Raw genomic sequence first — 18,066 nt, 5'->3', positions numbered from 1 at the left:
TGTTCCTTGTGGTACAGGCAGCCGGTGACCAGGGGTTGATCGGGGTCGCCTTCGAGGAAGGTGACCAGCACTTCCATGCCGATGCGCGGGATGGCGATGCCGCCGTAGTTGTCGCCGGCCCAGCTGTTGGAGACGCGCAGCCAGCAGCTGGTTTTGTCGTCGGCCGCACCCAAGCGATCCCAGAAGAATTGCACTTTGATCCGGCCGTATTCGTCGCAGTGGATTTCTTCGCCGGCAGGGCCGGTGACCACGGCGCTCTGGCTGCCGAGCACGCGGGGTTTGGGGTGTGCCAGCGGTGGGCGGTAGGGCACGTCCCAAGGAGTGGCGGTGAAGCGGTTGCGGTAGCCCTGCTGGAAACCATCGCTGAGCTCGGCATGGCTGGTCACCGATTCTTCCAGCACTTGCGGTTGTTTGCCCTGGTGGATGACTTCGTGCAGCAGCCAGAGGTCGTTGCAGTCCGGGCGCGGGTGGTCGGAGAGTTCGAGGAAGTGGCCGCTGAGCAGTTTCGGTTGGTCGCTGCGGCCTTCGGCCAGGCGGTAGTCGGCGCGGTGGCGTTCGAGGTGGCGTTGGCTCAGGTGTTTGCCGCGGGTGCGGTCGGTGTAACGGCCGGGGTAGTCGTAGTCTTCCAGGTCCGGCAACGGTTTGGTTTCGGGGTCGCGCTCGGCTTTGAAGGCAGCTTCCAGCAGCAGGCGTGGCTGTTCGAAATCGTAGTCGCGGCGGGTGGTGCGGCTGGTGCGGGTTTCCAGGCGCACTTTGAGGCGTTTGACCACCGGCTCGTCGGCGGTCATGCCGTTGTCCTGCAGGTAGGCGGTGGGCTGGCCGAGTTTGTCGAAGGCGCTCTGGTCGTCGCCGAAGATCAGCACGTGGCCCTGCGGGCTGTGCTGGAAGTGGTAGTGGATACCTTCTTCCTCGCACAGGCGCTGGATGAAATGCAGGTCCGATTCGTCGTACTGCACGCAGTAATCGCGCTCGGGATAGACCGTCGGGCCGAGCTGGAATTGGTAGGCGTTAGCCTGGATGCCGTGCTCCTGCAACACCTGGGCGACTATCTGCGGCACCGTCAGGTGCTGGAAGATGCGCTGGTTGTGGCGGTGGGTCAGGTAGCTGAGCTGCGGCACCAGGGAGATCGTGTAGCGGGTCAGGCGCTTGCCGGACTCGCCCTGGGCGACCTGGTAGATCAAGCCGTGTACGCCCAGCTCGTCAGGCGTGAAGGCGAGGAAGGCGGGCTGGTGCAGCAGACTTTGCAGGTCGAGGTCCGGCCGTTCGCTGATCAACTCCAGTTCGAAGCGATAGGGTTGGCTGATCGCCTCGCGGCCGCTGAATTCGAGCACTTGCAGATCGTGTTCGAGGCCTTCGATGGTCAGGCTGAAGTGGGTTTCATTGGCCGGGTTGAACATGCTCATTTCCTTGTAAAAAGATCGTCCATTGATGCTGCATCAGCTGAGTTCAGCTGCGTCCCAACCAACGCGACCAGCGGCTTGGCGGCGGCCGACGAAACACCGCCAGCAACCGCGCGCAATCGATGCCGCGCTGCGCCTCCTCGAATGCCAGGGCGGTACGCAACGCCGGCCAGCAGTGCGCCGGCAATTGCTCCGGCCGTTGCAGTTGCTTATCCAGCTCCATCGCCTTGGCCTGTTTGGCGCTGAGGCGGCGGAACGGATGACGGCCGCTGGCCAACTCGTAAAGCACGCAGGCCAGGGCATAGACATCGGCCGCGGCGGACAGCGGTGCGCCGTCGAGCAATTCCAGCGCGGCGTAACGCGGGGTCCAGGCGGTAAAGCGGTTGCGGCACAGACGCGGCAGGCCGGGCAGCAGACCTTCCACCGGCTGGCCGAGACCATAATCGAACAGGCGCAAACCGTCTTCGGCGAGCATCACATTGCTGGGCTTCAGGTCGCCATGCAGCACGCCGAGGCTGTGCGAATAACTCAGGGCGTCGAGCAGGGCGATGGCGATTTCCTGCAGCTCGCTCCAGGGCAAACCTTCGGGGCGCTCGCAGAGCAATTGATCGAGGGTCAAGCCCTTGAGCAATTCGAGGATCAGAAAGGCGCGCTGGCTCGGCACGTCGACCTCGAAGCCGAACAGGCGCACCACATGGGGATGGGTGAGCCGTGCCGTAAGGGCGAATTCGCTGTAGAGCAGGGAGTTGGCGTCCGGGTATTCGGCAAAGTCGTCGCTGAGGGTTTTCAGCGCCACATAGGGCTCGGGGTCGCCGAACTGTTCGCGCAGCAGGTCACGGGCGCGATACACCGCGCCCATGCCGCCGACTCCGAGCAGGCGCTCGATCCTGTAGCGCCCGCCGAGCACCTCCGGCAGTTCGCTGACTACCGGCCTGGGCGCCTTTTCCGCCGGTTTGGCCGCAGTGGCGGCCAGGGCGAAATAGGTCAGGTTGCTGGCCTCGTCAGTTACCGCTAACGGCTCGTCGAGCAACTGTTCGCTCATCCTTGGCTCCTCATCGGCGGATCACCACCGCACTCAGGTTGTCCCGCGCCGGGCCGTCGAGCACCCGCTGGAACAAGCGATTGAGGGTCAGCTGCGGCGACGGCAGATTGAGTGCGGCGCCCAGTTGGTCGGCCGACAGATCCTGATAGAGACCGTCGCTGCACAGCAGAAAGGCATCGCCGGGCAGGATATCCAGTTCGAGAATCTCCAGCTTCAGCTCTTCGCTGGCGCCGATGGCGCGGGTCAGGGCGTGGGCCGCCGGGTGACGCGCGGCCTCGGCCGGGCTCAGCTGCTGTTCGTCGATCAGCTGTTGCAGCAGCGAGTGATCGCGGCTGAGTTGGTACAGGCGGCTGCCGCGCCACAGGTAGCAGCGGCTGTCGCCGGCCCAGATGCAGGCGGCGCGGTCGCCGTCGATCAGCAGGGCGACCACGGTGCTGCCGATCACCGGGTCCGGTTGCGCGGCGGTCACTGTCAATTCCTGGCCGAGGCGGCGGTTGAGCCCGTGCAGGCGCTTGCGCAGTTCGGCCAGGCGTTGTTGCAGGTCGCCTTCGCTGGGCTCGGCCAGCGACTCGACTATCAGGCGGCTGGCCAGAGCGCCGTTCTGGTGCCCGCCCATGCCATCGGCGACCACCCACAGGCCCTGCTCCGGCAGGGCCAGGAACGCATCTTCGTTGCGCCCCCGCACCTTGCCGGTCTCGGTGCGCGCGGCGCTACGCCACGCGCTGACGATGGCCTCCGTCATCAGAGCGTTGCCGGCAGCTTGAAGCCGCGTAGCAGGTCGAGGTCGAAGGGGTTCGGCGAGCGCTGGCTGTGCAACAGGTAGTTGGCGTGGCGGCCGCCGAGGTCGGCCTTGAGCATCAGCACGTCGCGACCGCTGTGGTAGTCGACGCTCATCAGGTCGAGCAGGCGGAACAGCGACCAAGGCCCACTGTTCATTTCGATGCCGACCTTATGCCCACCGAGTTCCTCGACCACCAGGCTGGTGCGGCCCTCGTTGGCCTCGGCCGGCCAGCTGAAGGCGGTCTGCACGATCGGCCCGTGGCGATATTCCATGCGCTGGCTGCCGAAGCGGAAGTCCGCACGACCCAGGCTGGAATCCAGCGAGTAGGGCTCGAGCTTGAACAGCACTTTCGGCTCGTTGGGGTTCTCGGCGAAGAAGCTGCGGCGGATGGTTTGCGTGTGGCTCATCTGCAGCAGGAACTCGCGCGACAGCGGCAAGCCGCGGCCGTCGATGCGACGTACCTGGTACTGGCCGGCGCTGCCGCTGACGAAGGGCTTGAGGTAGCCGTCGAAGAAGCGCTCGGCGATACCCTGGGCCTTGAAGAACTCACGGAAGTCGGCAATCGCCACGTCGCTTTCGCTGTGCGCGCTGAACGGATAACGCTGCTTCAACGAGCCCTTGTAAGCGGCGTACAGCTCGCTCTTATAGCGCTGGTTGAGGTAGTGGTAGGCGTCGTTGAGCACCAACATCCAGCTGTCTTCGGCGAGCAGGCCGAGCCAGTTGCCGACCGGTTGCGGCAGGCGCGCGGCGCTGCTGCGCACCTGGTTGATGGCATCGCGTCTGCCGCCCATGCGCGCCTTGGCCAGTTCGAACGCCGCCTGCTCCGGGGCGCTGGCGTGGGCCAGGCTGGCCAGTTGGCGCTGCAGATCGTCCAGCGCTTGCAGGGTCGCGGCCAGTTCCGGGCCGGCGCCGCCGTTGTCGTCGAGCAAACGGTGCAGCGGCTCGAAGCGCCGCTCCAGGGTTTTCCGGGCGGTGTCCGGCAGGTTCTTCACCAGCGCCGCTTGCGCCTGTTCGGCGGCGGCGCCGGCGATCTTGGCGACCTTGCCCAGCTTGCCTCTGGCGCCTTTCAGCGCATCGGCGGCATCGCCTGCGCTGTCCGCGGCTTCGGCCATGCCCTTGAAGCGGGTGTTGTCGCGTACTTCCACCAGCAGTTGCAGCAGCGGCGAGTTGGCCGCGGTGAGGCCGGCCAGTTGCAGCGCACCCTGATTGGCGCTGCCGATCGGCTCCAGGCTCAACTGCGCCAGGGCTTCGCCCCAGTAGTTGGCGTAGTCGCGGAAGTACAGCTGCTCCATTTCCACCAGCAGGCGGCTGAGGTCGTTGCTGCTGAGGGTGTCGCCTTCGCCGAGTACCCAGTTGTCGCGCAGGATATCGCGCACCAGGTCGGCGCCCTTGGCGGTGAAGGTTTTCTGATAGCCGACCTGGGTGTAGAAGCCCGGGATGGCGTAGTCGCTGCCGGCGAACACTGCGGCTTGCGGGCCGAGTTTCTGGCTCAGGCGGTACTCCGGCAGGCTGCGCGCTTGTTCGCGGAGCATGCGGTAGACCACGTTGGCCAGCGACTCGCTGCGCAGTACCTGACGGGCCTGGGCGACCAGGGGATCATTGAGCGAGTAGGGCGCGAACGACTCCGACAGCAGACGCTCGAAGTGCTGATTGAGACCACGCTGGCCGGCACTGTTGCCGGCATAGCGCAGCGACCAGTCGGCGGCCAGCCACTCCTGCAGGAAGGCGTTGTCGCGACGCTCTTCGAGATTGAGCATCAGGTAGGCGCGCAGGCTGTTGAGCAGGCGCTCGCGGTCGCCCAAGTTGGCGCGAACTTGCGCTTCCAGCTGACGGCCGACGCGCGACAGCAGCAGGTTTTCCAGCTCGCCGCGGTACACGCGTTGCAGGGTCGGGTCGACTTTCTCGCCCTGATACAGACCGCCGCGCTGCACATAGGCCGCGTCATCCACCGGCGGGAACACCTGGGTCGCGGCATAGCTGCTGTCCAGGGCCTTGAGGGTTTGCAGGGCGTCGTCCTGGGCGCCGATGCCGGCGCGTTGCTGGGTCAGCTGCTGGGCGATATCGCGCAATTGTTCCAGGCGATCATGGTTGCCGGAGAAGCCGTTGGCCCAGAGCGCGCCGAACAGCGCGAGGAAGACGAAGGCGGTGGCGTACATGGCGCGCTGGCCCCAATCGATACGGCGCACTTCTTTCTGGTCGAGACCGGCGAGGTCCGCTTCCGGGAAGATCACTCGGCTCAGTACGTGGTTGATAAAGCGGGCACGACCGCTGCGGAAGGTCGGCAGGGCGCTGCTGGCCAGGCCGAGGTTGCGGCCGATGCCGCTGGTGCTCGGGTCGAGCTGGCTGTTCAGTTCCGGTGCGCTGGTGAGGTAGAAGCCGCGCAACTGGCTGGCGCGCTGGTAGCGGTTGCCGGTAAAGGCCAGCTCGCTGAACAGGCACAGACGCTCGCCGATCAGCCCAAGCTGATGCGGGAAATCTAGGATACGGCCGCGGCGCTGGGTGTCGCGCTCCTGGTGCATGCGCAGGATCACCTGGCTGTTGAGGCGGCGCAGCAGTTCTTCGAACTCCTGGCGGATCACCTGCACGTCGGTGGCGTTCTGCTCCTTGCGGAAGCTGGCGCCGAGCACCTGATCGCTTTCTTCGCGCGACAGTTGATCGAAGAACTCGTCGAAGCCCATCACCTTGTCGGCTTTGCTCAGTACCAGGTACACCGGCACATCGACGCCCAGGCGCTGATTGATTTCATGCAGGCGCTGACGGGTTTGGCGAGCGAGGTTTTCCAGTTCGATCTCGCTGCCACCTTGCAGGTGTTCGAGCGGGATATTCACCAGCACACCATTCAGCGGACGCGCGCGGCGCTTGCGCAGCAGGCCGAGCAGGCAGTCCCAGGCGCGGCCGTCGATCTGCGGGTCGGGCTGGGTCAGGTAGCGCCCGGCGGTGTCGATCAGCACCGCGTGATCGGCGAAATACCAATCGGCGTAACGGGTGCCGGAGACGTCCTTGGTCAGGCGCTGTTGCTCGCCGCGGTTAAGTGGGAAGTCCAGACCGGAGAAGTCCAGCAGGCTGGTCTTGCCGCTGCCCTGGGGACCGAGCAGCAGGTACCAGGGCAGCTCGTTGCGCCACTTCTCGCTACGGCCGCGGTACAGGCTGGAGCGTTTCAAGGTGTGCAGCGCCTGCTTGAAGCGCTGGCGCAGTTCGATCTGCTCCTCGTTGATCATGCCTTCGCGGCGCAGGCGCTCCTGGGCGTCGGCGTCGTCTTCCTCGGCCTTCTTGCGCGCGGTGGCCTTCCAACTGGCGAAGACCATGGCCAGGCCCCAGATCAGGAACAAGCCGCTGATGGTCAGCAGGCGGCTGGTGGCCGACTCCCAGAACTTGTAATCGTCGACTGCGAGCAACGGGCCGACGAACCACACCAGCAGCGCCAGGACCAATACCAGGCACAGGCTCCAGACCCAGGTCTTGCGGAAAAAGGCGGCTAACTTGCCGAAAAAGCTCTTCATTTCTGATCATCCATGCTTACACCCGCGGACGGGTCGAGTTGCTCGTACGGCTGCAAAATCGTTTCGCGCTGTTCGCCCAGTACCCAGGCGAAACCGCCGTACATCACGGCCAGGCACATCAGGGTGAACAGCGCCACCAGCCACCAGGGCACGATGCGCACCAGGCGCCGGCGGGTATCCTTGAGGCCCTGCCAGTGCGGCGAGACTTCCCGCGGCACGTCGCCGCGCATCTGGCGGATCTGCCGGTAGAGGCTGTCGCGCACCGCTTCCAGTTCAAGCATGCCGCGCGGCAATACGCGGTACTTGCCCTCGAAACCCAGGGACAGGCACAGGTACATCAGTTCGAGCATCGGCAGGTGCTTGACCGGGTTGCGCGACAGGCGCTCGAGCAGCTGGAAGAACTTCTCGCCGCCGAAGGTTTCGTTGTGGAAGCTCGACAGCAGACTCATCTGCGACCACTCGCTCTCATTGCCCCAGGGCGTGGTCACCACGGCCTCGTCGACCACGGTGCAGAGCACGTAACGCGCGGCCATCACCTGGCTGCTTTCGGCTCCTTCGTGCAGGGCGCGGTGCTCAAACAGCTTGATCGCGCTGGACAGACGCTGGTGCAGCGCGTGCAGGTCTTCGCTCTCGAAACTGTGCTTCAGCCGCACCACTTCCGAGAGCAGGTTGGACGCCGCCGCGACCAGCGGGTTGAGGCTGATATTGAAGGTTTCCGCCGGGCGCAGACGGGCGGCGTAAATCATCCGCTCTTCCAGCTGCTCGAATTTCGGCGGCGCGGCGAAGTCGGTCAGCGGGCTGTGCGCGGGGGCATCGCCCTTGCGGTTGAGGATGACGGTTTTGTCGTCCTGGCCGTATTCCATTTCCTTGGTAGTCATCGTCAGTTCCTGATCGCCCAGAATTTCAGCTCAAGCCCGGAGAACTCGCCGGACACGTGGAAGGCGAAGCCGCCGGAGCGTTCCAGCTGCGCCAGTTCCTCGGAGCCGAGCTCCAAGGCGAAGTAGGTTTTGCCCGAGTGGAACGGGATCTGCCGCGGCGCCACCGGCAGCGGTTTGACCTTGATCCCCGGTAGGTGCAGGTTGACCAGTTGGCGGATGCTCTCCACCGGGCCGACCTTGAGGTGCGCCGGCAAGCGATTGCGCAGCTCTTCCGAGTCGCACTGGGCGCTGGCGGCGAGGACGAAAGAAGAGGTGCCGAGCAGCTTGTGGTCGTGCAGTGGCGACACCTGAATGCCGTACTGACGCTGTTGCAGCAGCAGTTCGATGGCGTGCTGTTCCAGGACCATCGACAGCACCTGGCGGATCGCGTCCATCAGCTTGCGGAAGCTCAAACCCTGGTCGCTGTGCAGGTAGCGGCCCTCCAGGCGCGGACGCTTGATCTCGCTGGAGAAGGTCGCCAGCTCGCCGAGCAGGCCGAGCAGCTCGCGGTAGATATGCTCAGGGTGCACCTGTTCGATGCCCAGATAATGACGCAGCACCGGCTCGAAGCGGTTGATTAGCTGCAGCATCATGAAGTCGCCGACTTCCGCGCCGCCGACCTTGCCGGTGGCGCGAATCCGCTCGGCGAGGATGTCGCCACGGTGGGCGAGCATGCTGATCACTTCCTTGAGGCAGCTGAGCAGATAGCCGGAAGCCTGGAAGTTGACGTAGGTCGGGATGAACTCCGGGTCGATGCTGATCACCCCGTCCGGGGTGGTGTCGAGCACATCGCACAGCTGCAATTTGACGTAGGCCTGGTCGCTCTGCTGCTCGCCGAGCAGCAGCCGGAAGTCCGGGCGGCCGCAGCTGACCTGGCTGGAGGCGCTGTCGCCGGCGTTGGAGTCGGCGACTTCCTCGTCGAACGCGGTAAAGCGCGCCAATACGTCCTGCTGCTCTGGGCGGCGGCTCTCGATATGGTTGCCGGTGACCAGCGGCAGGGCCAGGTACACTGGCGTGTTGCCGGTGTTCGGTGGCACGTCCAGGGCCAGCGGCTCGCGTTCGGCGCCGATGTCGAACAGGGTACCGTCGGGCAGGATGCCGCTGGCCTTGCTCACCACCAGCTTGCCCATATTGAGGAATTGACGGTCGATCTCCAGCTCGAAAAAGCCCCAGGCATAGCTGTCGAGTTTTTGCGTGCGGGTTTTCAACTGGTAGTCGTAGTAACGGTCGTTCTGCTGGAAGTGCTGCGGGCGCAGCAACATGCCTTCCTGCCAGACCACTTTATGCATGGCCATGGCTTATTTCCCTTCCTTGGCGTTGTCGTCCAGCGCTTTGATGCCCTGGGCATCGAGCACCAGTTCGCTGCTGTTGCGTTCCTGCTCCTGCAATGGAATCACCACGCGCCAGTTGCTTTCCGGCAGGTCGCGGTAGGCGGCGAGCACGCCGACGTAACGGCTACCTTCCTGCACCGACAGCTTCATTTCGCGGTGCTCGCCCGGGCGCAACTCGAACTCTTCGAGGGTCACCATGTCCGGCGCCAGGGCTTCTTTCGGGCGCTGATAGAGCGAGAAGAAATCGGCACTTTCGAAGGCCACCGGGTGCTTGAGTTCGATCAGGCGCAGGACGATCGGCGAGGGCCGGCCATTGAGGTCCGGGTTGAGCTGTTCGCTGCCGCGGATGCTCAGGTCGAGCTTGGTCATATCGGAATACGGCGACAGCGCCGAGCAACCGCCGAGGGCCAGTAACGCGGCCAGCAGGGCCAGGGGGAAAAAGCGATGCATGGGGATCATCCTTGAACGTCGTTGTTGAGGGTGGCGATCAGGCGAACCTGTTCTTCATAGGTGTTGGCGAAGTCGCGGGCGAACAGGCGGTCGCTCCAGTCGTCGTTCTGCCCCAATGCATTGTGCAGACGACGGTAAGCGCGCCAGCGGCTGCCAGCGGTGGCGATCAACGGCTTGCGCCCTTCGCGCTCGAAACGCAGGCTCAGTTGCTCCGGCGACAGCTGTTCGAACATGCCCTTGACCGCCGCGCGGCTGGCGGCGAGCAGCGCCACCTGGTGCGCTTGCAGGTCGCGGAAGCTGCGGCTGATGGTCTGCTCGGCGGACAGCGCGCCGGGCTTGCCGCCGCGTAGCAGGGCGGTCAGCGCCTCGCTGCTGTCGGCGGTGTGCTTGAGCGGGTTGTTGCCGGCGCTCTGCACCGTGGTCAGGGCCAGGCGCAGTTCGTTCTTCAGCTCGCTGCGGGTGCGCAGGCTCTGCTGCAGGCTGCCGACGCTCTGCTTGAGCAGCTTGGCCGCATGCAGGGCCAGGGCTTCGCGGCCATCGTCGTCGAGGTCGTCGAGCTTGACCCCGAGGGCGTCGCCGAACTTCTCCCAGAAAGTTGGCGGCAGGCGTACCGGCTCTGGCGCGCGCTTGGGCTGCGGTGCCGGCGTCGGCATCACCAGCTCGGGCACCTGCAGGTTTTCCTCGTCGATCTGCGCGTAATCGCGTTGCTGCGCCTGCACCGTGTGCGGGCGGATGATCGCGGTCAGGTCGTCGACCTCGGCATACACCCGCTCCTGCTGCTCGAGGGCGGTCAGCGGGTCGAGATCGAGGAAGGCGTCATCCGGAATGATGCTGCCGGCCGGCTGCGAGCGGCCGATATCGCCGGCGAACATTGCCGGGTCCTGAATCAGCCGCGCACGGATCTCGAAGTCGCCGAAGCAATACACACTGCCATGCTCGATGCGTTGCGCCTGGCCCTTACGCAGGCTGGCACCGCTGTCTTTGAGCTGAATGCCATTGCTGCTGGTGTCGGTGAGAAAGAACGAGCCATCGCGATAGCTCACCTCGGCATGCCGGCTGGACAGCACGCGCTTGCGATCCGGAATCACCCAGTCGCACTCCTCCGCCCGACCAATGATGCCGCCAGCTTGCTTGAAGGTTTTGGTGGTCAATAGACCTGGCACGAACTGCTGTGCACTGACCACATCGAAGACCAGTTCCATGGTTGTTAACTCCTTGCGGTCAGTTGCCGCGTTTCACTGCTTGCGGTTCGCCCAGGGGGCGGTATTGATCGTCGCTGTACTTGTAATTGCCGGTGCAGCCGGTGAGGGCTAGGGCGGCTAGCAGGGCGAGGGCGTAATAGCGTTTTTGCATGCGATTTCCTCCTTGAAAGTGTGAGTGGAAGCGAAGGCCACGCAGAGTGGTGGCGAAGTGATACTTAAGGCCGGGTATTGAAGTGCAATTGCCGGCTCTGTCAGGTTGACCGAGTTCACGAAGTAGGAAGTCGGATTAAAGGGATTGCGTTTTGCTACCGCAATGCTTGCGCTGGCTTTCACAAAATGCGGTGTTGTGGGTCTGTAGCCGTCATGCACAAGTGACTTGCATGAGCGTTCAGCGACCGCGCTCGTGAGCCCGTTTGGCCTCGCGCCGGCCGATGCCCCGTGCCAATTCAGGCTCACTTGGCATCCCACTTCATGATCAAAGGGTTCATCGCATTAACTACGTTGGGAGCAACGTCTTTCGAACGCACCATACCGACAGCCCAAACGTTTTTGCTGTCCAGTGCCAGTCCCCAGAGTTCAACATCTGAAAAAACTTGGCCTGAAACCTCAGGGAAGTTCAGCCAACGGCTCCAGTTTTTTCCTCCGTTTTCGGTCTTATAGATTGCCCCTGTGCGGTTGATGAACCAGCCGTTATTTCCATCCTGCATTTTCAGGTTGGTGATGGTCGAGCCGAAAGGCGTTGGCTGAATTTCTGCTTGAGCCCAAGTGCTGCCGGCATCACTGGTGCACCAGACTTGATGTTCACCACCGACACAACCTGAAGTCGTGCTGGAAAAGCTGACCCCCATCAGGTGAGGAGCCTCCTCATCCGCGGTGAGGTTCACCTGTTTCCAGGTCGCGCCTTTGTCCGTAGTGACCAGCATGGTGCCGTTGCTGCCGACCGTCCATGCAGTTTGATGATCAACAATGCTTAGCTTTTGTAAGGCCAGGCCATCTATTTTTGCGTTTACTCTATTCCAGTCTTTTCCGCCGTTCTGGGTGGATAGAATAAATTCTTCGCCGACAATCAAACCATTGTTGATATCAAAAAAATCAATCGCGAAAGCAGAGCGGGAAAATGTGTATTCAAGATTTTTTAAATGTGGATCATCATCTGAATTGAAGCCGGGGTTATAGAGCGTCCAGCTGTCTCCCCCAGCGATCGTTTTGAATACTCTCGCCGAATTGCCAACAGCGAAGCCAGCTCCATCCTTTGTAAATGTTATCCCGCGTAGGTAGTCGCCCCAGCCAGAAAATGTATCTATTTTCCAGTTACTCAAAGCTCTGGAAGATTTAAGTATGGAAAGGCCAGGGCCTCCAGCGGCGAATATCTCTCCTGTTGGGTTAATTGCTACTTCGTTGAGGGCGATTCTAAGTGTCTCGGAGGTATATGCCGATAAATTTTGTTTGGTAGTCGTTAATTCAATTTTTTGTGGTGATACCAGAGAAGACTTTATTTCGTCTTCCTCCGGAGCGCGATGTAGGTAGTAGCAGCCAGGCACCCCGTAGCCCTCACAGGTGGCAGATGATACTGCTTGTGTAAGAGGCTTGGAGTTGTCGCTACATCCAGCGAGCAATGCCAAAAAAAAGGCAAGGGGCACAAGATAGCGAATGCCTGGATAGAAAGTCATTCTGGAATCTTCAGTGTTACAGGTTTAGGGCTGTTGACTGCGCAGCGGAAGCCGTTGGTTACTAAATGGCCGTCATCAATTTTCTCGGGGAGACCTATACGACTGAAGCTGAAAGCTAGGGAGCCAACTCCCAGACTTCTTACGGTCTTTTCAGTGCCATTGTCTGGCCCTTGAGGATCGGTAATTTCTGGATTCTCTTTGTAATATGTGGACGAATACCAATCGTTAACCCACTCTTTGGCATTCTCGCCCATATCATAAAGCCCCAAAGGGTTGGGAGGCAGTTGTGTGCCGACTGGCGTTCCAGATCTATTCAGGCGGTCTATATATGGATGCTGATGCTCAATTGGTTCACCGTTATAAGTTGCGAACAACCATTTTTCACCGCGGTTCCTGGCGGCATATTCGAATTGGGCTTCTGTGGGTAAGTCGAAAGGCAATCCGGTTAGCTCTCCTAGCCAAAGACAATAGTCCTTTGCATCCTGCCAGCGATCAGTTGCAGGCCTTTTTATATACATAGGATCAGTCGGGTCTTGTGAGTAAGGTGCCCGCTTTTCTTCTTGAAAGTTAAAGTTTCCACCCAAGTTGGTAGCGCGCAAAATAATTGGCCTGCCCGTGGCGAGCAAGAAGGTGTCGTATTCTTCCCAAGTCGCCTCGTACTTGCCAAGGGAATAGCTACTCAGAGTAACTTGGTGAGCTTTGTTCTGTTCAGCAGTTGGTGGAAAGTATGGAAGCCAAGTTCCATCTTCGTTGAGCGCGCCCCAATCGCCCATGGTAAAGGTACCACTTTCGATATAGGTCAAGTTGGTCAGTGTATTACTTAGCAGCTCACGTACCTTTTTCCGAGTTGCATAGTCGGTTTCCGGTAGTTTCGCTGCTAGTTGCTGATCTAATGCATCTTTTGGCGGTGGATCGGCAGCCTGGCAAGCGGCCAGGAGCAGAGCCAGCAGGCAAGACGCTGACTTTAGTTGTTTACGCATAACGGATTCCACTAAGTTCTATATGCCTGGCGATACGTACTGGTTGGTTTGCTACTGGTTGGGCCGGCTTTAAACGGATCTCAATTGGTTCAAGCTGATGGCCTTGATAGAGACGCATGAAGTCCCGCAGACGTTGACGGTTAGCTTCGAAGTTGCCTTTTGTACCTTCGGGGTTCATTCGAGTAACGGTTTCTTCGTAATCACGCCAGCTCTGACTGCTTTCCAGAAGGGTAAGAATGGCTTGTTCTCGGGAGTTGGCGCCTAAAGTGTAATAGTCCCATGGTGTTACGCCATAGTCGTAGCAGATGGTATCTAATAAACGACCTTTTACCTCGGGGGGCGCATGGCGAAGCCAGCTGGTTTGGCCCAGCAGTGCATCACGTAAAACATGTTCTGCTGCTTGAATTGCTAGGCTTTCACGTGCATGAGATGTTTGATGCCTTCTAAATATAATTTTTATACTTTCTCCTACTTTATCTAGCGCTTGACTCCCTAGTTCAGTAGCCGCTACCCGAATAGGTGACCCAGTTAGCAAACTATATAGTGCAAAGTCGCACAACTGGGCGAAGGCTCCCACGTCGATACTTTTCACCCGTCGGAAATCTACCTCCAGCAAAGCGTTGTAAACGCAGTGCAACATAGTGACGAACTCTCCGACATCCACCTCGGCACCCAGTTCGCCGGATGCGCCGGCACCGGCAACCAAGCCGGCATGTACATTGAAATAGAACTTGCCTGTTTGAGGGCTCCACTTGAGTAGTATCTGTGCATCCAGCCCCAGCCCTAAAGCAGCCCCGACTCCGACGCCTATGGTACAGATCGCATTCCACTCGGGTTTGCTGGCCAGGGTGTCCTGCCATTCGATGCTGCCTTCCAGCTTGCCATCGGCGCGGACCCCGGCGAATGCGCTCGCTGCCAGCTTGGCCGGGCCTTCTCCGGCTTTCTGATATTTTTCGCCACCAACGCCTTTGAGGCGTGGAATGCCGTTCTTCATGTCGATTTGCACATCGGCGGTAAGCAAAGCACTGGCACCGGCGAAGCCGGTGATTTCAAGTTCGACCTTAGCGCGGAATTTGCCCAGGGAGGACTCCTGTGCTTGGCCGGCATCGTCGAGGTAGATGATCTTCCACTCGCTTTGTCCCTCTGCTGGCCAGGTAGTGCTCACAGTACCCTTGGCTTCTACCAAGCTGGCGCTGGTGCTGGCTTGCGCCGCGATATGGGCACTGCGCTCCAGAGGGTCGTAGCCGGCACTCATGCTGGCACCGATGGCAAAGCGCAGGGCCTGGGCTTCGACGTCCACGGTAATAGGCTCCATGCCTTCTATAGGCTTCCAGCTCGCAAGATTGCCTTGCCATTCCAACAGGCACCAATCGGCAAAATCCTCATAGATCGTCCAGGAGGCTTTGAGTTCGGGACTCTTCAGATCGTCAGCAATGGCACCGAGCATCTTTTTGGTATCGAGCTTGCCACTTGATGGGTCAAACCAACCTTGGCGGCTGGCTTCATCTTGCGATTTGATGGAGTAGCTACGTTGGCGTTTGACCGGCTGCCAGAAGTCATCGCGGCGCACGTAGTTGTAATGCTTGTTGCCCTTAAGGCGGCGAATTTCGGTAAGGCGGAACGGCTCGCTGGGTTTGGCCTCATCGATGACCCGTTCTTCTTCAAGCAGGGCAATAAAGGCGGATTTATGTTCGCGAACAGCCTCGGCGGTGCCTTGCAGGCCGGTGTAGAACTGCGCAATCAGTTGTTCGAGGCGCGCTTCTTCTTGTTGAAAGGCACGCTGCATTTCCGCCGTTAATGGGATGAATAGCATCTCATTGGCCTGGTGCACCAAGTCGACATATTTGTCGGCGCACTCGCTGCAATCAGCGACCTGACCCACGTTGCGAGTCTGCCGCTGTTGGGTTTGTTCACCTGGGAGGCGAATGACCTGCTTGGGTGTAATACGGTCGGCATTCTCTATCTGCGGGTTGAGGCGCATAAGGGTGGCGACCGTGGTGTTGTGGCTGCGGGCGATCATGCTCAGGGTATCCCCGGCCTTTACCAGATAATCCATATCCAAATCTCCTTTATGCCAAGCCGAACAAGCGGCTCTCAGCTTGTTCCAGGCGTGTGTCCGCGGCCAGACTGCGGTCGTTCAGCAGGCTGCTCAATTCGGCTGCGGTAATCTCCTCTGGAAAGCGCCAGGCCAGTTCGAGGTAGTGCGTGCACTGGTACTCCTGGTCAAAACCCAGCAGGCGTGCTTGTTGGATGAGCGTTGCCATGCGCTCACGTGCAGCGACGCCCTCGGGAATCGTGGACCGTGGGCAGTCGAAGTGGGCTGCCATGCGCTCGATAAAGCACTGTTCTTCATCTGCCTGAAGCAGATCGAGCTGATCCTGGCGCAAGCAGAACCAGCCTTCATCATCCGCCGGGCGCAGCTGTCCTTTGTCGCTTGCACCCAGGCTCAGCCAAGTGTTTTGGTCATAGGCAAACCATCGCTGTACCGGGCCAGAAAACGCTGAAAACTCTCCCTCGGTGAAGCTACTCAGGAGGCGGCTCAGCTGGCTTGGCGCATAAAAGCGGCAATAGGCGAGCTGTCCGGACGGCAAGCGCATACTGATCAGACTGCGTAGATGCTCGGCGAGTACTTGGATCCCGGCATCGCTCTGTATGACGATGCCGCAACGGCGCCATTTATCTTCAACAGCCCAAAGACCACTGTCAGATGAGGGTTGGACAATACATGGGCTGACCTCAATAGCACTGCTATGCCGAGTACCGGCATAGAGCTGTTGCAATGTTGGGCTATGGTCATGCGTGTAGGCGAACGCGGGCGCCTCGAGCAATGCTCCATCCAAAAGGATATAAAACTGTTCGTTGTCTACAGGCAGCTGCTCGTGCTGCGCTGCATTCAAATGGTCTGGCTGTTCTTGCCGCATGGGCAGGTCTCCAAGGGGCAAGTTCCACTAGGTTGTTGATGGCACTGGGCGCTCAGCAATAAGTCGTCTTTGGCAATGGAGCGCAGACGCATAGGGCTGTTGGCCAACGCCAGTTGCGGCTTTTCGCCCGCCTTGTCCTTATCCGCCGCCCACGGAATCACCGGCGGCAGAATGCCGATCCCCGAACCTTTGCCCGGCGCGCCGCCGGAGTTCATTTTGATGGTTGCGCCGCTGAGGGTCACGCCGCCGGGGTCGAGTTTGAGGAAGCTGCCACCGCCGCTGGCGGTGAGTTCCATGCCGGCGTCTATCACCACTTTGCTGCCGGCGTAGTAGTGGATTTCGTTGCCGGCTTCGACGAACTGGCCGACGCCGATTTTCACGTGTTGGGTGGTGGCGACGGTCAGGTGGTCGTTGCTACGCGCTTCCACCTTGCGGTCGGCGTGGGTGGTGCGGTGTTCTTCGACCTGGAATTCGCTGTAGCTGTTGGCCTCTACCGTGTCGTGACGCTGGTTGCCGACGCGGATTTTCTGGTCGTGCTCGATGTTTTCGTCCCAGTCGCGCTCGGCGTGCAGGTAGATCTGCTCCTCGCCTTTCTTGTCCTCGATGCGCAGTTCGTTGTAACCGCCGCCGCCGGGGCTGCTCAGGGTCTTGAAGATCGAGCGGGTTTTGTTCGCCGGCAGGTCGTAGGGGACGACATGTTCCTTGTGGTACAGGCAGCCGGTGACCAGGGGTTGGTCGGGGTCGCCTTCGAGGAAGGTGACCAGCACTTCCATGCCGACTCGCGGGATGGCGATGCCGCCGTAGCGGTCGCCGGCCCAGCTGGAGGCGACGCGCAGCCAGCAGCTGGTTTTGTCGTTGCCCTGGCCTTCGCGGTCCCAGTGGAACTGCACCTTGACCCGGCCGTACTCATCGCAGTGGATTTCTTCGTCTTGCGGGCCGGTGACCACGGCGGTCTGGCTGCCGAGCACCTTGGGTTTCGGGTGGTTAAGTGGTGGGCGATGCAGTACATCCCAGGGCGTGGCGTTGAAGCGGTTGCGGTAGCCCTGCTGGAAGTCGGTGTCGCCTGTTTGCCCCTCACCCCAGCCCTCTCCCCGGAGGGGCGAGGGAGCACTAGTGATGGACTCTTCCAGCACCTGGGGTTGCTTGCCCTGGTGGAAGATTTCGCTCAGCAGCCAGAGTTGGTTCCACTCCTCGCGCGGGTGGGAACCGAGATCGAGGTAGTGGCCGCTGACCAGCAGCGGTTGGTCGCTTTCACCAGTGGCCAGCTCGTAGTCGCTGCGGTGGCGTTCCAGGGTGCGTTTGCTCAGGTGTTTGCCGCGCTCGCGCTCGACGAAACGGCCGGGGTAGTCGTAGTCCTCGAGGTCCGGGGCGAACTCGCTGTTGAATGCCGCTTCCATCAGCAGGCGCGGTTTTTCGAAGTCGTAATCGCGGCGGGTGACGCGGTTGCTGCGGGTTTCCAGGCGCAGGGCGAAGCGCTTGACCACCGGTTCGTCGGCGACCAGGCCGCTGTCCTGCTGGTAGGCAGTGACCGGCAGTTTCGGGAACACCGTCTGGTCGTCACCAAAGACCAGCACATGGCCCTGCTCGCTGTGCTGGAAGTGGTAGTGAATACCTTCTTCCTCGCACAGACGCTGGATAAAGTGCAGGTCCGACTCGTCGTACTGCACGCAGTATTCGCGCTCGGGATAGACGTCCGGGCCGAACTGAAAGGCGTAGGCATTGTTCTGGATACCGTGTTCTTCCAGCACCTGGCTGATGATCTTTTCCACCCTGAGGTGCTGGAATATCCGCTGATTCACGCGGTGCGCCAGGTAGGCCAGTTGCGGGCGCAGGGTGATGTGGTAACGGCTCAGGCGTTTGCCGGATTCGCCC

General features: G+C 61.0%; 14 protein-coding genes. All 14 read right to left on the bottom strand.

From position 1 onward, the window contains the following. A partial coding sequence (tssI, locus tag ABZE94_RS11935; protein WP_372875736.1) for a type VI secretion system tip protein TssI/VgrG occupies positions 1–1,397 on the bottom strand: 1,397 nt, incomplete at its 3' end. Between the two features lie 49 nt (positions 1,398–1,446). Continuing rightward, the gene (locus ABZE94_RS11930; protein ID WP_372875735.1) at positions 1,447–2,442 is read right to left on the bottom strand and encodes a serine/threonine-protein kinase; all 996 of its coding nucleotides are present in this window, start codon (positions 2,440–2,442) and stop codon (positions 1,447–1,449) included. Positions 2,443–2,452: 10 nt separating this feature from the next. Beyond that, positions 2,453–3,184, bottom strand: a complete 732-nt coding sequence (locus ABZE94_RS11925) for a PP2C family serine/threonine-protein phosphatase (RefSeq protein WP_372875734.1) — start codon at positions 3,182–3,184, stop codon at positions 2,453–2,455. Continuing rightward, positions 3,184–6,723 carry a type VI secretion system membrane subunit TssM gene (gene tssM, locus ABZE94_RS11920; protein ID WP_372875733.1) on the bottom strand — a complete coding sequence of 1,180 codons (3,540 nt, stop codon included), beginning with the start codon at positions 6,721–6,723 and terminating at the stop codon, positions 3,184–3,186. The genes ABZE94_RS11925 and tssM overlap by 1 nt, the downstream gene beginning before the upstream one ends. Then, the gene (gene icmH / locus ABZE94_RS11915; RefSeq protein WP_372875732.1) at positions 6,720–7,601 is read right to left on the bottom strand and encodes a type IVB secretion system protein IcmH/DotU; all 882 of its coding nucleotides are present in this window, start codon (positions 7,599–7,601) and stop codon (positions 6,720–6,722) included. The genes tssM and icmH overlap by 4 nt, the downstream gene beginning before the upstream one ends. A gap of 2 nt (positions 7,602–7,603) precedes the next feature. Beyond that, a complete protein-coding gene (gene tssK, locus ABZE94_RS11910; protein ID WP_372875731.1) occupies positions 7,604–8,935 on the bottom strand; it encodes a type VI secretion system baseplate subunit TssK in 1,332 nt (443 codons plus the stop codon). A 3-nt stretch (positions 8,936–8,938) separates the two neighbouring features. Further along, on the bottom strand, positions 8,939–9,421 hold the full coding sequence (tssJ, locus tag ABZE94_RS11905) for a type VI secretion system lipoprotein TssJ (RefSeq protein ID WP_372875730.1): 483 nt from the start codon (positions 9,419–9,421) through the stop codon (positions 8,939–8,941). A gap of 5 nt (positions 9,422–9,426) precedes the next feature. Beyond that, positions 9,427–10,623 carry a type VI secretion system-associated FHA domain protein TagH gene (gene tagH, locus ABZE94_RS11900; protein ID WP_372875729.1) on the bottom strand — a complete coding sequence of 399 codons (1,197 nt, stop codon included), beginning with the start codon at positions 10,621–10,623 and terminating at the stop codon, positions 9,427–9,429. A gap of 19 nt (positions 10,624–10,642) precedes the next feature. Continuing rightward, positions 10,643–10,774: a type VI secretion protein gene (locus ABZE94_RS11895; RefSeq protein ID WP_372875728.1), complete on the bottom strand. Its 132-nt coding sequence runs from the start codon at positions 10,772–10,774 to the stop codon at positions 10,643–10,645. Between the two features lie 301 nt (positions 10,775–11,075). Beyond that, complete coding sequence (locus tag ABZE94_RS11890) at positions 11,076–12,293, bottom strand: WD40/YVTN/BNR-like repeat-containing protein (RefSeq protein ID WP_372875727.1); 1,218 nt, start codon at positions 12,291–12,293, stop codon at positions 11,076–11,078. After that, a complete protein-coding gene (locus tag ABZE94_RS11885) occupies positions 12,290–13,273 on the bottom strand; it encodes a formylglycine-generating enzyme family protein (RefSeq protein WP_372875726.1) in 984 nt (327 codons plus the stop codon). Before ABZE94_RS11885 ends, ABZE94_RS11890 begins: the two co-directional genes overlap by 4 nt. After that, positions 13,266–15,329: a LysM peptidoglycan-binding domain-containing protein gene (locus ABZE94_RS11880; protein ID WP_372875725.1), complete on the bottom strand. Its 2,064-nt coding sequence runs from the start codon at positions 15,327–15,329 to the stop codon at positions 13,266–13,268. The genes ABZE94_RS11885 and ABZE94_RS11880 overlap by 8 nt, the downstream gene beginning before the upstream one ends. A gap of 13 nt (positions 15,330–15,342) precedes the next feature. Further along, complete coding sequence (locus ABZE94_RS11875) at positions 15,343–16,194, bottom strand: DUF4123 domain-containing protein (protein WP_372875724.1); 852 nt, start codon at positions 16,192–16,194, stop codon at positions 15,343–15,345. After that, positions 16,167–18,066, bottom strand: a 1,900-nt coding sequence (locus ABZE94_RS11870) for a type VI secretion system tip protein VgrG (RefSeq protein WP_372875723.1), incomplete at its 5' end; no start/stop codon positions are given. The genes ABZE94_RS11870 and ABZE94_RS11875, both read right to left, overlap by 28 nt.

The sequence above is a fragment of the Pseudomonas sp. genome, from assembly GCF_041601375.1.
In the GTDB taxonomy this organism is placed as follows: Bacteria; Pseudomonadota; Gammaproteobacteria; order Pseudomonadales; family Pseudomonadaceae; genus Aquipseudomonas.
This window is presented reverse-complemented; position numbering and strand designations above follow the sequence as displayed.

Coding starts and splice junctions, on each gene's coding strand:
- ABZE94_RS11875 (WP_372875724.1), bottom strand. CDS start 16,194: ATGCGGCAAGAACAGCCAGACCATTTGAATGCAGCGCAGCACGAGCAG.
- tssM (WP_372875733.1), bottom strand. CDS start 6,723: ATGAAGAGCTTTTTCGGCAAGTTAGCCGCCTTTTTCCGCAAGACCTGG.
- icmH (WP_372875732.1), bottom strand. CDS start 7,601: ATGACTACCAAGGAAATGGAATACGGCCAGGACGACAAAACCGTCATC.
- tssK (WP_372875731.1), bottom strand. CDS start 8,935: ATGGCCATGCATAAAGTGGTCTGGCAGGAAGGCATGTTGCTGCGCCCG.
- ABZE94_RS11890 (WP_372875727.1), bottom strand. CDS start 12,293: ATGACTTTCTATCCAGGCATTCGCTATCTTGTGCCCCTTGCCTTTTTT.
- ABZE94_RS11880 (WP_372875725.1), bottom strand. CDS start 15,329: ATGGATTATCTGGTAAAGGCCGGGGATACCCTGAGCATGATCGCCCGC.
- tssJ (WP_372875730.1), bottom strand. CDS start 9,421: ATGCATCGCTTTTTCCCCCTGGCCCTGCTGGCCGCGTTACTGGCCCTC.
- ABZE94_RS11895 (WP_372875728.1), bottom strand. CDS start 10,774: ATGCAAAAACGCTATTACGCCCTCGCCCTGCTAGCCGCCCTAGCCCTC.
- ABZE94_RS11930 (WP_372875735.1), bottom strand. CDS start 2,442: ATGAGCGAACAGTTGCTCGACGAGCCGTTAGCGGTAACTGACGAGGCC.
- ABZE94_RS11885 (WP_372875726.1), bottom strand. CDS start 13,273: ATGCGTAAACAACTAAAGTCAGCGTCTTGCCTGCTGGCTCTGCTCCTG.
- tagH (WP_372875729.1), bottom strand. CDS start 10,623: ATGGAACTGGTCTTCGATGTGGTCAGTGCACAGCAGTTCGTGCCAGGT.
- ABZE94_RS11925 (WP_372875734.1), bottom strand. CDS start 3,184: ATGACGGAGGCCATCGTCAGCGCGTGGCGTAGCGCCGCGCGCACCGAG.